This is a genomic window from Acinetobacter sp. UBA6720, from assembly GCF_002454215.1.
Taxonomy (GTDB): Bacteria; Pseudomonadota; Gammaproteobacteria; order Pseudomonadales; family Moraxellaceae; genus Acinetobacter.
The window spans coordinates 1-13,800 of record NZ_DKIK01000161.1; the positions used below are offsets into that span (position 1 = coordinate 1).

A 13,800-nucleotide genomic window follows, 5' to 3' on the forward strand; every position below is an offset into this window, starting at 1 on the left:
ACAAGTGCCGTTTGTCCAAGGATGTCATGACACACCACACGTGCAGGATACCAAGGGAAATAATGATCTTGTTTTGAGAAAATCAGTTCTTTTAGTGACTGCTCCAAAATGGCAGGATCACAACGACGCACTAACTGTTCAGCCAATACTTTTGAGGTGTATGGAAGTTTTGCATAAGCGCCTGGCTGAATCTGTTCAACGGCTTCTCGCACATCAAAGTATTCTAGCTGGGTGCCTTGCAGTGGTTTGCGGTGATTATTGTTCATAGCGTTCCTGCCTTTGGTGTTTCATTTTTCTTCACTGTCTTTACTAGACAATTCATCTTTGTCTGCTAGGCATACTACACTGTCGAAAACCCATTTCCCAAATCGTTTATATTTCATAAGCTTAGGTATAAAAACAGGGGGTTTTGAAATATTTAGTTACATTAACTTTTAAATATTTACTCTAAATATGATTTTTTCTGAAAAATAGCGGAAAATAGCCCTAATTCTTTAGTATTAGATTTTAAGGTAGGCGAGCAATTCATGAGCGATCTAGCTTTCTCCTCTTTCACTTTAATTGGTGTAGATGCACTCAAATTTTTACAAGGCCAAGTGACGGTCAACGTTGAAGCTTTAGCTGAAAATACAACGCAATACACCGCCATTTGTGACTTGAAAGGTCGTATCCACTTTGGTTTGTGGCTGACAAAACGTAACCCTGAACATTTTGAAATTGTCACCACTCAAGACCAGTCGGAAGAGTTTGCCAAACACATTAAAAAGTTTGGTGCCTTCTCTAAAATGAAACTTGAACCTATGGGTTCAGTTTTTCCAACCTTCACACAAGACCGTACCACCTTTTCTGCTGAGCATACCGATATTGCAGCATGGCAAGTGCAAGCCATTACTCATGGTGAAGCGTTTATCGACCAAGCGATTGAGCATGTGTTTCAACCTCAAGAGCTTCGTTTACACCAACGTGAAGGCGTGCACTATGACAAAGGGTGTTACTTGGGTCAGGAAGTGATTGCGCGTTTATGGTTTAAAGCCAAACCAAAAGCGTGGTTGCATTTAATCCAGGGTACAAGCAGTACGCCTGCGCAAGCGGAACAGTTGAATAAAGGTATTCAAGTGGTGAACAGCGCTGCAATTGATGGCGGTTATGTCGCATTGGTGGTGGCACGTCCTGAGTCTTTGAGCGAACTGGATGTGACGGTTTTAGACTTACCAGAACACTTAAATGGTGATGTGGCAAGACCGCAGTAAGTTTATATTTTTTAGAATGTTATGATAAATTAGCCTCTAAAACTTATTCTTGGTTTTTGGGGCTTTTTAATGACTGAAAAATTATACTATTGGGCTGAAAATTTAGAAGGTTATCGTTCTGATAATGAAAAAGATTATGATCAAATTATAGAAATAAAACGACTCAACTTTTTTATTGGTAAAAATAATGCAGGGAAAAGTAGGTTTTTGAGGAATTTATTTTTATCAAAGAAAACTTTCTATACTTATAATATAAACTTAATGGATTTAAGTGAGTTTCAAGAAATAATTCCATTTATCGATAAAGAATGCAAGAGCCAATTGAAAAGAAAAAAATATACAGGTGATATCTATAACTCCATTAGAAAATATATTCTGGATTCAAAACCAATTCCAGATGATGAATTTTCAAAATTAATTGAAATTATAACATTTTTTCAAAAAAATAATTATTTAGAAGCTGAAGATTTTAAAAAACATGCTGAAAAATTAAATTTTCTTACAAATTATGAACTTGATGAAAATCAAACTTTTAACAATCTTCTCAACAAATTAATACAAAGTTTTAATAATTTTAGGTCATCAACAAAATTTTCTGGAATTCAAAACAGGTATATACCTACATTAAGAGGCTTAAGACTTCTTTCTCATAATAATCAACCAATACCTACACCTTTTGTCACCAGAACATTCATCGACTATTTTGACAATGTGATAAAGGTAGGAATGGATTCACAACAAAAAGAAAAGCTATTCAAAGAGCGATTAATAACTGGTGAAAATTTTTATGAAAATTTGACTAAATTTAGAAATGGGCAAGAACATCAATGGCAAATCATAGAAGATTATCAAAATGCTTTATCAAGTTATTTTTTTAATAATGAACGAGTTGTCATTATTCCAATTCACGATGACAATATTCCACACATCAAAATTGGCAATGAACCACAATTTCCTATTTCGCAACTTGGCGATGGTTTACAACAAGTCATTATCTTGACTTATGAAGCATTTGTAAATAAAAAAAATATTCATGCCTTCTTTATTGAAGAACCAGAACTTCACATGCATGCAGGTATGGTTCGTCAGTTAATGAACTTTTATTTGAATGAAACCAATCATTATTATTTCTTTACCACTCACTCAAACCATCTTTTAGATATGGCAGATGAATCAGATCAAGTCATCATCCAAAAGTTTGTAAAACAACAAAAAGAAAATCCTAAAGATGGCTTTGATTTTAAAATTTATCGCTGTGACCGAGATCGTGACCTACTAGCCTCTCTTGGTGTAAAACCATCTTCGGTTTATTTAGCTAATTGTACCATTTGGGTCGAAGGCATTACTGACCGTCTGTATATCACCAAGTATATGGAAAAATATTTAGCTGAATTAGAGAAAACTGATGCCGAGCAATATAAGAAATATCGACGTTTTATGCCGAATTATCACTACACATTTGTTGAATATGCTGGAAGTAATTTAGTCCATTGGGACTTTAGTAATGAATTTACTGATCACTTAAATGATCAAGGTATGAATGCTTTACTCACAACAAGTAGTGTGCTTCTTATTGCTGATGGCGATATTCAAGAAAAAGGTAATCGTGTTGAACAATTGACTGAATCATTAGGTGAACAATTTTACCTTCTACCGTGCAAAGAAACAGAAAATACCCTCCCTTTTGAAGTAATCATTCGTGTTGCACAAGAGCGTTTTGAACGAATGAATAACGACACTAAAGAAGGTTATAATTTTGATTTAATATCAAATATTAATAGTCAAAATTACTTTGATCACACGAAATACGGTATTGGACGTTTATTAGATGAAGCAATTAAGATAGCTGATCAAAATCCTTATAAAAATCCATTTGCTGACGGCGCTGGAGTAGGAACGATTAAGAAAAAATTAGACTTTTGCCGTGAAATCATCAAAGATTTTGACGAAAATCCTGATTGGCAATTAACGCCTAAAGCAAAAAAACTTTGTGAACGTATTTTTCAGCATATTGACGAAAGTAATAACTTAAAACAGTAATCCTCTCATAGCCAAAGTTTAAAAATACTTTGGCTTTTTTATAACTACTCTTTCCGTCTCACATAATAAACCACACCACCCTTATCATCTGAAAAATAAAATGAATTTGCATCTATACGGTAAATATCTGCGGGTCGCCCATTTACCGTTTTACCCACTAAAAAACCATCCATAAAAGTCTGTAGTTTTTTCCCTTTGCGCATAATCACAATTTTATAGCCATGACCAATTGTGGCATCCGTAGAACCATGCAACGCCACTAAAAAAGAATTTTTAATGGTGTCATCGGTATTTGGATGATCAAAATAGTCAAAACCAAGTGCCGACGAGTGCGCAGGGAAATAGGCGTAAGGAGATGGTACATTTTTACATCCTGTTGAACGTTTAAATTTTGGATCTGCAATAATTTTACCATTCGACGAATAGCAAGATGGCCAACCATAATCGACATCACGCTTAAGTGCATAAAAAGTTTCATCAGGTTTATGTTTACCTAGATGATCTACACCTTGATTGGTAGCAAATAAAAATTTACCTATCCATCTCAAACCCACTGCATTGCGCAAGCCTGTGGCAAAAATCTTTTGTTCCGAACCATCGGGGTTCATTTCTAAAACGGTCGCTCTAACTTTTTCTTTTTCGGCACAAGCATTGCAACTTGAGCCGATCGAGACATAAATTTTGCCGTTCCCACCTACGGCAATGGTTCGCGTTAGATGCCAGCCCCCATATTTATAACTTAAGCCATAATCAGGAAACGTCGCTAAGATTTCAGCTTTAGCCGTGGGTTTAATTTCGCCTTGGATAAATTTTCGTCGGGTGAGCTGATGCGTTTCAGCCAAATATAACCAATCCTGTCCTTGAGAATCGGTATAAAACTGGACTGAATTTGGATTTTTTAACCCCGTCATATAAGGAATAATTCTGCCGAATTTTCCTGTTTCAGTATTCCATTCATCCAAAATATAAACGATGCCTTTTTTATTGTCGGTCAAATCGTGCATATCCGTTACAAACATTCTCCCGTCAGGTGCTTTGCTAAAAAAACGAACGCGTTTTAAACCTTCAGCCGCAGGAATGATTTCGTAATTTGCGGGGAGATTTAGAGAAAAACGCTTCCCATTTTTCAAATTGATTTGATGAGGAACAAGATTGGGCTGCCCTGCTAAAACTGCCATTGAGCAACATAAACATAGAAATAAGATTGAGAATATTTTTATCATTTTAGATCGGTCTCGATTCATCTTATGAAAAGTAAGCTTCTTTTTTATATGATATAACTTGAATGATGAGCATAGCGTCAAATGCTTTTGCTAGAAAATCGTATAGGCTATTCATATACAAACTATTATTTTATATTATCTTTTAGCCCAACCACTGCAAACGTCTTTACAGTGGATTAAGGCCTTCATTGTCGTTATATGGCTATACAAAAGTATTGCTTTAGAAATCTATAACAAGCATCGGTACTTGGATAAAAAGCTCCTCCAAGAACTTAAACCATTTTTAGAGCCTTATTTAACAATTCACTTATTTTCAATGAACATTAAATATCAAAAATCATGAAACAATTTATTCATGTCTTTGCAGAGATAGTCTTTAAATGAAAAGTCTCGTGCATGTTTAGCATCAAATTTTGCGGTCACACCGTCTTTTTCAAAGATATACACGCGGTCATCTTTGCTCACTAAAAACTCACCACCCAATTTCATCAATAAGGCATCAATTTTTTCGCCATCTGGAATCGACTCATCGGCCAAAACTTTTAAATAATTTCGCTTAATTGACTTAATAAACATGCTGAACTCGCTTCTCATTTTCAGCGCTATTTAAACAGAATCTAAGCCAGAATCCTAATAAAACACGAAGCTCATCAGCTACAACTACCAATAACACGTTTCGGTCCTTTCCACCGTACATCACGAGGTTTGTATTGGAAAAATATATACCGATCAACACAATCAACGGAAATTTGTAAGACCAAGACACAATTCAGATATTTACATTCACACAATTCAACTTATGATGTGAAATGACTCAAAACAAATACACACATAGATGGACTTATGTGTAAGAAAAAGGTTTATAAAACATGAAGAAACTCGTACTTGCAAGCTTAATTGCACTCACTAGCCAGCTTGCACTTGCAGCCACCACTCAAGATACCATCAACCCTGAATTTGCCAAGATTGAGGAAATGGTCAAAGCCAACAATATGACGGGGGCATATCAGTCTTTAGAAAAACTGGCAAAGTCTGGCAACCCACAAGCCATGTACAACTTGGCTTATTTGACTCAGACTGGCCAAGGCACAGCGAAGAATGAGAAAAAAGCCATTCAGCTCTATCAAGATGCTGCAAACAAAGGCTACCCTGTTGCGCATTATGTGCTTGCGAAAAACTATGTCACTGGCACTTTAGGCTTGCCACAAGACCTCAACAAAGCCAAACAACACTTTGAAGCTGCCTCTAAACTAGGCTTTGATGATGCAACTGTTGAATATGCCGTGCTGTTATTTTCTGAAAATAAACCAGAGTCTGAAAAGTTAGCCCTGAAGAAACTTGATCCTTTGGTGAAAAAAGGCAACTATCAAGCCATTCATGCACAAGCCTTGTACGACATCAGCACAGGCTTTAAAAACAAACAAGAAGCGCCGATTCAAAAAGGTCTCAACAGCATTCAAGACTTAGCCAAAAAAGGTTACATTCCTGCCCTAATGGCCGTGGGCAATATGTTTGCCAATGGCAATATCATTCCGCAGAACTTACCAGAGGCGAAGAAAATTTTTACTGCTCTAGCCAAAGAAAATGTGCCACAAGCGAAAGAGTCATTAGCACAGGTTGAAACCATGATGGCGAATCAAGCCAAGTCCCCTGCAACAGCAGCGGTTAAAAAATAAATATTTTCTTCAAAAATACTCTCCAAGGAGAGTATTTTTTTACCACCAAAGACCAATCAAGACACTGACCACCACAAAACTCAATAACGTGCTGATCATCAATGGGGTGAGTGCTTTTTCATTCAAACCATACACTTGCCCAAAAATACCAAATAGAGATGGCATCGGTAAGGCTGCAATCAAGGTCCCTGCATAAATCATCTTTTGGTCCAATGCAGTCAAATAGGTCAGTCCTAAATAAACCAATATTGGCATACAAATATTTTTAGACACCACCAGATAAACCGTTTGCAGGTTAAAAGACTGAATAGTGAGACCGACCATTCCACCACCAATAATAAACAAGGCTAAAGGCGAGGCAGTCTGACCTAACATTGCAAACACTTGGTCGATTAAATGCGGAATTTTAATTTCAAACATCGCACAGCTCATGCCAATCATCACCGACAAGAACAATGGGTTTTTAAATAAAGTAAGAAATGTAGTCTTTAAAATGGAAGCAACATTGGCTTGCCTTTGTCGGCCTATTTCAGCCAAAGTGAGCATCAATGGAACCAAAAATACACTTTCAATGATCACCACCAATGAAATATAAATCATCGCTTCACTCCCCATCAGCAGCGTCAAAATAGCGGCCCCCAATAAACCTGTATTGGACATAGATGCACCCAGTGAGAAGACTGAAGCGTGGGTAAAGTGATTATTAAAAAGCTTTTGACCGAGAATAAAAGCCGAAATGAATAAACCAAAAGTCACAACGGCATAAACAAAGAAATAGGACGGATACCAAATTTCATGCAGGTCCTTTGATGCCAAGGCGTGTAGCAATAAAGCAGGTAATGCAATTTTAATAACAAAGGCACTGATTGCTATAATTTGTTCTTTAGCAAGCAATTGAATTTTGACTGAAATGAAGCCAAGAAATAGCAAAAAAAAGACTGGAAAAATTACCGAGAAAATCATTCAAGTTATTCCTTTTCCAGATGATGTAAGTAAAGACCTATCCTAGAACACATCTTTACTCAGTTGAAATATTTAAAAAGACTTATGGGCTTAGAACGCAGAAAATAAATCTTTGATTCCATGTGGCTGACACCGTAAATACTGTGGTGCGATAGAGACTTTTCCACCTAGTTCTGCGGCGGCATGCCACGGCCATCGTGGGTCATACAGCATAGCCCGCGCCAGACCAATTGCATCAGCTTCTTGCGCTTCCAAAATATGTTCAGCCTGCTTGGCTTCTGTAATCAGTCCTACCGCAATCACAGGAATTTGCACTGCTTGCTTCACCGCATGAGCAAAAGGTACTTGATATTTGGCCTTGATCTGAATGTTTTGTTCCACATGCAAGCCACCACTTGAGACATGAATATAAGCTGCACCGAGTTGCTCCAATGCCTTGGATAGACCTACCGTTGAATCAATATCCCAACTTTCTGTTGCGGTCGACTCCATCCAGTCAGTTGCAGATAAACGCACGCCCACGGGATAGTTTTCAGGAACGGCTTGTTTAATGGCTTGGAACACTTCTAAGGTAAATCGAATGCGGTTTTCAAAGCTTCCACCATATTCATCCGTCCGTCGGTTCGACAGGGGCGACATAAATTGATGTAGCAAATAGCCATGGGCTGCATGTAGTTCGATCAGCTCGAAACCTGCATCTACTGCACGCACAGCGGCACTGGCAAAGTCATCTATGATGTCTTGCATTTCTGTCACACTCAAAGCATGTGGAGCATGCTCTTCGGGCTTAAAAGGCACATCACTAGCAGACACCGTTTGCCAACCATGCGTCTGATTTGGTTTGATCTGCCCCTTTCCCGACCAAGGACGGTCGGTCGATGCTTTACGCCCTGCATGTGCCAGTTGAATAGCAAAAGGCATTGGGGAGAGTGTTTTGACTTTTTGAAGTAAGGCCTTCATTTGCGCACGTTGCAAATCATTCCACAGTCCTAAGTCTGCAAAACTAATCCGGCCTATCGCTTGTACGGCTGTCGCTTCGACAATGCATAAGCCTGCACCAGACAAAGCATAATTGGCCCATTGTTGCTCATGCCAATAGCTGAGTTCACCAGCATCATTGGCAGAGTATTGGCACATGGGCGCAATCACAATTTTATTTGTTAATTTTAAATCCCCAAATTGAATGGGTTGAAATAATAATGACATCACAGCTCTCCCTGTACTCACTATGATCTATAACAAATAAAGTGCCTTGCATTCAACGCTAAAAGTGCAAATCTGCTGTCAAACCTTTGCACTTTTATGGCTATCCATTTAGAAAATAATGCAGCTTACAAATCCCAAGACCAAGGCATTATCCACCACGTCGCAACAAAACGAACGATGAATCCCTCCCAGCCTGCCAACTTTTCTAAATCAAATTGTGTGCCTAGCCAAAACTGAGAAGTCGTTGTCAGACTTCTACCAGTGTTACGTCCACCATCCGCTAAATAATTGGTATCTGTTAACGCATTCGCTTCAAACTTGATCCCTTTTTGCGCCAATTCAGTTCGTTTTCCCTGCCAGTCACCGAATAAGTACTGGCCATGAGCATCCAAAACTTGTTCAGCATGACTCATTGTCGCTAAAACAGACATTGCCGTTGCACATAATAAAGCGTGAACTATCGTATGAAATCCTAAGCTCTGATTTAAAATGAATATAGATCCACTTCATTTAGATAAAAAATTTAATGAAAATTACATAATTTTCAAAGAAAGATCTCAGCATTTTTTTATTATTAATTCATAAAAGTTATCAATACAGTCAATAATTATAGATATAAGATTTGATTTAAATGGTGCAAAGATTGTCCCTATAAAAATTGCTCTCTACTCCTACCTAAGTACTCATTCTGCTTTTCATTTTGTTTTAAATGCTTAGAAAAATAAGACAGATGCCAAAACTACTTGCAATATTGCGTGTACACCGCAATATTAAGCTCACGTTTTATCATCTTACGTTGCCATGCCTGAATTACCTGAAGTTGAAACCACCAAAGCCAGTTTATTACCGTTGTTAGATCAGCAAGTACTCAGCGTTGAAGTTCGTCAATCCAGTCTACGTTGGCCAATTCCCGCAGATCTCAACAAACTGGTCGGACAGCGCTTAGTTCAATTAAGTCGGCGCTCCAAATACATTTTGGCAAGCTTTGAACAGGACACCATGCTTTGGCATTTGGGCATGTCGGGTAGTTTTCGGATTTGTGAAATTGGCGAACCTCTACGAAAACATGATCATTTAATTATTCGTTTTGAAGATATCGAGCTACGCTACCATGACCCGCGCCGTTTTGGGTGTATCTTATGGTTAGATGAAAACTCACAAGCCAAGTTAATTGATACGCTTGGGCCTGAACCACTGGACACAGATTTTAATACTGAATATTTGAGTCAAAAGCTGAAAAATAAGCAGGTCGGCATAAAAGTTGCAATCATGGATAATCATGTAGTGGTTGGTGTTGGAAATATCTATGCCACAGAAAGTTTGTTTAATTTGGGCATACACCCTGCGCAAGTGGCATCGAGTTTAACGCATAGCCAAATTGAACAATTGGTGATCGAAATCAAACGCATTTTGCAGCAGGCCATTAACTTGGGAGGCTCGACCTTAAGAGACTATTCAAACGCCATGGGAGAAAATGGCTATTTCCAACAAACCTTGTTGGCTTATGGCCGAGCAGGTGAAATGTGTGTGAACTGCGAAACCACGCTGGAAAACATCAAACTCGGACAACGCGCTTCGGTGTTTTGCCCAGAATGCCAACCGCTGAAAAAAGTGCAATCCAAGCCCAAAGCAACGGCTATAGTTCGAGGAAAAACCAAATGAAAACTGCCATTGTTCGTCATATTTTGGTCAAAGACAAAGACCTCGCTGAACAACTGAAAAAGAAAATCCACGATGGTGCCGATTTCGCTAAAATTGCCAAACAATATTCCACCTGTAACTCGGCTAAGCGTGGTGGTGAGCTCGGCGAAGTGAAAAAAGGTCAGTTGGTTCCAGTGATTGACAAATTGATCTTTACTGCAGCAGAAAAAGTACTTCATGGCCCAGTGAAAAGCCAATTTGGTTTTCATTTATTAGAAATTAAATTCCGTATGGATTTTTAAAATATAGCGAGATATGGTGTGTTTAAGTCCAAACACACCATAAGCATGGTCTTGATTAAGCTTCCTTCATCTCATAAGTCCACGCATCAACAGGTTCACCAGACGCTAACACCCCCTGCACCTTTACCCGTTGATACTGTATCCCTTCAAACTCATCCAACGCATCCCAATGTTCAGCCAACTTTTCGCTACAGAAAAAATAGCCCTCAACAGCAGGTGCCTTAGAATCAAGTACAATCGCAAATAAACCTTTATCAGGTCCCCAATCCAAAATATGGACCACGCCATGCACATAGCCTTTTTGCCATATACCACCAATGCGTTCTAAAAGGTGAGCATTTTCATGATTTGGACGTAAGGTCCCATAGACAAATAATTGATTCATGCAGCATCACAATACGGGTTCAAACTGCGCGCATCATAAAATTAAATCTGTACAAAAACCAGTCTTTTCATCAAGCATAAAGAGAAAAACGGCACGTGATGTGCCGTTTTATTTTTGTTATCTTCGTCTTTTCATTATTGACGTTTTTTTAACTCATCACGAATCTCACGTAGCAATTCGATATCTTCTGGTGTTGCCGCTGGTTCTGGCACAGCTTCTTCTTGTTTACGGCGCATACGATTGATCATTTTCACCATTAAGAACACTACCCATGCCAAAATGATGAAATTAATTAAAATCGTAAGGAAGTTACCATAGGTCAGGACATTTACACCTGCTTTGGTTAACTCATCTAAAGACTGTAAATTGTTTGGGTTATCGCCTAAAACAAAGAACTTTTGTGTGAAATCCACACCGCCACCGGTGATCACGGTAATCAATGGCATGATGATATCTTTCACTAATGAATCAACAATCTTACCAAATGCCCCACCAATAATCACACCGACAGCCAAGTCGATCATATTACCTTTTACCGCAAATTCGCGGAACTCTTGCATAATACTCATTTAAATCTCCAGTTTTTTTTTGACTTTAATTTATGTGACGAAGTATACATTAATTTTATAGCTTCATTTCCACGTAATTTACTCGGAAATCATCTGTTTTTATACATAGGTTTGCTAATTTTAAACAAAAAAAATGCCATCAAGTGATTGATGACATTTTTAAATGGCGCTGCCCCGCATGGGGCAACCTCATTTTTAAAACTTATTTACCAGAACGGTTACGTTTACGTTCGTTTTCAGTCAAGTAACGCTTACGGATACGAATAGACTTAGGAGTTACTTCAACTAATTCATCATCTTCAATGAATTCAAGCGCTTGTTCAAGTGTATATTCAACAGCTGGAACAAGAGTCAACGCATCATCAGTACCAGAAGCACGTACGTTTGTTAACTGTTTTGCTTTAGTTGGGTTAACTGTCATGTCATCTGAACGAGAGTTAATACCAATGATCATACCTTCGTAAACTTCTAACTGAGGTTTAGCAAATAGACGACCACGGTCTTGTAATGTGAACAATGCATAGCCAAGGCAAGTACCTTGAACCATAGAAATCAACACACCGTTTTGACGTTTCGCAACAGTACCTTGCTTCATTGGACCGTAGTGCGAGAAGCTTGAAGTCATGATTCCTGTACCAGAAGTCATGGTCAAGAATTCTGAACGGAAACCGATCAAGCCACGTGAAGGAACAGTTGCTTCAATACGGATACGGCCTTTACCGTCAACTTCCATATTGGTCATTTCGCCTTTACGGTGACCCATTTGTTCCATTACAGAACCTTGGTGTTGTTCTTCAACGTCAAATGTTACGTTTTCGTATGGCTCTTGCTTTTCGCCATCAACTTCTTTCAAGATTACTTGTGGACGTGATACGCCCATCTCGAAGCCTTCACGACGCATGTTTTCAATCAGAACTGAAAGGTGAAGTTCACCACGACCAGATACTTTGAAACGGTCTGGACTGTCAGTGTCTTCAACACGTAACGCTACGTTATGAATTAATTCGCGGTCTAAACGTTCACGGATGTTACGTGAAGTTACGAATTTACCTTCTTTACCAGCAAACGGTGAGTTGTTTACTTGGAAAGTCATCGTTACTGTAGGCTCATCTACAGACAATGGCGGTAATGCTTCAACATTTTTCGGATCACAGATTGTGTCAGAGATATGAAGTTCATCAATACCTGTGATACATACGATATCGCCTGCTTGAGCAGAATCAACATCAACACGTTCTAAACCGTGGTAACCCATGATTTTTAAGATACGACCGTTACGAGTCTTACCTTCTTTATCAATTACAGTAACTTGAGTGTTCAGACCAACTGAACCACGTTGAATACGACCAACACCGATAACACCTACGAAGCTGTTATAGTCAAGTGAAGAAATCTGCATTTGGAATGGACCATCAACATCAACTGCTGGTGGTTCAACAATGTCTACGATGGTTTGGAACAATGGCGTCATATCTTCAGCAAGTTCTTCTGGAGATGGACCAGCAACACCACGAAGACCTGAAGCGTAAACAACTGGGAAGTCTAACTGTTCGTCAGAACCACCAAGGTTATCAAACAAATCAAATACTTGGTCAATAACCCAATCTGGACGCGCGCTTGGCTTGTCGACTTTGTTGATAATTACGATTGGCTTCAAACCACGTGCGAACGCTTTTTGCGTTACGAAACGAGTTTGTGGCATTGGACCTTCTTGAGAGTCAACAAGAAGAAGTACACAGTCAACCATCGACATTACACGTTCAACTTCACCACCGAAGTCGGCGTGTCCCGGGGTGTCGACGATGTTAATACGATACTCAGTATTCGTACGTGCATCTAACCATTTGATTGCAGTGTTTTTTGCAAGAATGGTAATACCACGTTCACTTTCAATAGCGCCCGAATCCATGACACGCTCAATCTCACCTGCGCGATCACCAAGAGCACCTGATTGTTGAAGTAATTTATCGACAAGTGTGGTTTTACCGTGGTCGACGTGGGCAATAATTGCAATATTGCGGAGATTTTTGATATCTGACATAGAATTCGATAAGCCTAAAACTTGAGGGCAAATTATACAGAAAAATTATAGATTTTAGTAGTGACAGTTTATTGACAAGCTCATTTTTTTTAACGACTGATCGGCATTTTGTTTTGTAAAGCAGTGTAACTCGATTAGAATAGCGCCATCTTGCTAACGCCTTTTGACATATGTCTGATCAAAATCTCTCTCCCAATCAACCAGATCAGCTTGATTTGGTCTACGGTTTAAATGACCGCCCACAACCCTTTATTGCCTTTCTTGCAGCCTTCCAACATTTACTCGCAATTATTGTCCCAATTGTTACACCCGGCTTACTGATCTGTTTAGCTTTAGGTGTTTCAAAACAAGACACCAACATGATTTTATCCATGTCTTTGGTGATTTCGGGCATCGCAACCTTTTTACAATGTAAAAAAGTTGGACCCTTTGGCGCAGGCTTATTGATTGTTCAAGGCACCAGCTTTAACTTTATTGGTCCCATCATCGGGATTGGTTCAGCCA

At 38.8% G+C, this 13,800-nt stretch carries 13 protein-coding genes and 2 pseudogenes; 6 read left to right on the plus strand and 9 right to left on the minus strand.

The genetic code is table 11. From position 1 onward, the window contains the following. Nucleotides 1-266 (minus strand): annotated as a pseudogene (locus tag B4F08_RS13945) (Fe/S-dependent 2-methylisocitrate dehydratase AcnD); the annotation flags it as partial. A gap of 261 nt (nt 267-527) precedes the next feature. On the opposite strand from B4F08_RS13945, the gene B4F08_RS13950 reads away from it, so the two are divergent. Beyond that, nucleotides 528-1,250 (plus strand): YgfZ/GcvT domain-containing protein, encoded by a 723-nt coding sequence (locus B4F08_RS13950; RefSeq protein ID WP_291374855.1) that lies wholly within the window; start codon nt 528-530, stop codon nt 1,248-1,250. Between the two features lie 69 nt (nt 1,251-1,319). Continuing rightward, entirely contained in the window at nt 1,320-3,290 is a 1,971-nt protein-coding gene (locus B4F08_RS13955; RefSeq protein WP_291374857.1) for an AAA family ATPase, read from the plus strand. 44 nt (nt 3,291-3,334) lie between these two features. Here the strand turns inward: B4F08_RS13955 and B4F08_RS13960 are convergent, their stop codons facing one another. Then, the gene (locus B4F08_RS13960) at nt 3,335-4,513 is read right to left on the minus strand and encodes a PQQ-dependent sugar dehydrogenase (RefSeq protein ID WP_291374859.1); all 1,179 of its coding nucleotides are present in this window, start codon (nt 4,511-4,513) and stop codon (nt 3,335-3,337) included. Between the two features lie 330 nt (nt 4,514-4,843). Next, nucleotides 4,844-5,089, minus strand: a complete 246-nt coding sequence (locus B4F08_RS13965) for a hypothetical protein (RefSeq protein WP_004695190.1) — start codon at nt 5,087-5,089, stop codon at nt 4,844-4,846. Between the two features lie 293 nt (nt 5,090-5,382). Between B4F08_RS13965 and B4F08_RS13970 the strand changes: the two genes are divergently transcribed. Next, nucleotides 5,383-6,189 (plus strand): tetratricopeptide repeat protein, encoded by an 807-nt coding sequence (locus B4F08_RS13970; RefSeq protein ID WP_291374861.1) that lies wholly within the window; start codon nt 5,383-5,385, stop codon nt 6,187-6,189. Between the two features lie 39 nt (nt 6,190-6,228). Here B4F08_RS13970 and B4F08_RS13975 read toward each other — a convergent pair whose 3' ends face one another. The 3 genes and pseudogenes from B4F08_RS13975 to B4F08_RS13985 form a co-directional block, all read right to left on the minus strand. Continuing rightward, entirely contained in the window at nt 6,229-7,152 is a 924-nt protein-coding gene (locus B4F08_RS13975; protein WP_151707292.1) for an AEC family transporter, read from the minus strand. Nucleotides 7,153-7,242: 90 nt separating this feature from the next. After that, nucleotides 7,243-8,358 (minus strand): NADH:flavin oxidoreductase/NADH oxidase, encoded by a 1,116-nt coding sequence (locus tag B4F08_RS13980; protein WP_110973878.1) that lies wholly within the window; start codon nt 8,356-8,358, stop codon nt 7,243-7,245. Between the two features lie 158 nt (nt 8,359-8,516). After that, nucleotides 8,517-8,789: pseudogene (locus B4F08_RS13985) on the minus strand (carbohydrate porin); the annotation flags it as partial. A 370-nt stretch (nt 8,790-9,159) separates the two neighbouring features. Between B4F08_RS13985 and mutM the strand changes: the two are divergent. Further along, nucleotides 9,160-10,020 (plus strand): bifunctional DNA-formamidopyrimidine glycosylase/DNA-(apurinic or apyrimidinic site) lyase, encoded by an 861-nt coding sequence (gene mutM, locus B4F08_RS13990; protein ID WP_291374864.1) that lies wholly within the window; start codon nt 9,160-9,162, stop codon nt 10,018-10,020. Continuing rightward, nucleotides 10,017-10,301 carry a peptidylprolyl isomerase gene (locus B4F08_RS13995; protein WP_291374865.1) on the plus strand — a complete coding sequence of 95 codons (285 nt, stop codon included), beginning with the start codon at nt 10,017-10,019 and terminating at the stop codon, nt 10,299-10,301. Before mutM ends, B4F08_RS13995 begins: the two co-directional genes overlap by 4 nt. Before the next feature lie 55 nt (nt 10,302-10,356). Here the strand turns inward: B4F08_RS13995 and B4F08_RS14000 are convergent, their stop codons facing one another. The 3 genes from B4F08_RS14000 to typA all read right to left on the minus strand — a co-directional run bounded on the left by B4F08_RS14000 (nt 10,357) and on the right by typA (nt 13,296). Then, entirely contained in the window at nt 10,357-10,686 is a 330-nt protein-coding gene (locus B4F08_RS14000; protein WP_086208826.1) for a gamma-glutamylcyclotransferase family protein, read from the minus strand. Nucleotides 10,687-10,820: 134 nt separating this feature from the next. Next, nucleotides 10,821-11,255 (minus strand): large conductance mechanosensitive channel protein MscL, encoded by a 435-nt coding sequence (gene mscL, locus B4F08_RS14005; protein WP_291374866.1) that lies wholly within the window; start codon nt 11,253-11,255, stop codon nt 10,821-10,823. A 202-nt stretch (nt 11,256-11,457) separates the two neighbouring features. Continuing rightward, nucleotides 11,458-13,296: a translational GTPase TypA gene (gene typA, locus B4F08_RS14010; protein ID WP_291374867.1), complete on the minus strand. Its 1,839-nt coding sequence runs from the start codon at nt 13,294-13,296 to the stop codon at nt 11,458-11,460. 170 nt (nt 13,297-13,466) lie between these two features. Here typA and B4F08_RS14015 point away from each other — a divergent pair. Further along, on the plus strand, nt 13,467-13,800 hold a 334-nt coding region (locus B4F08_RS14015; protein WP_291374869.1), incomplete at its 3' end, for a solute carrier family 23 protein.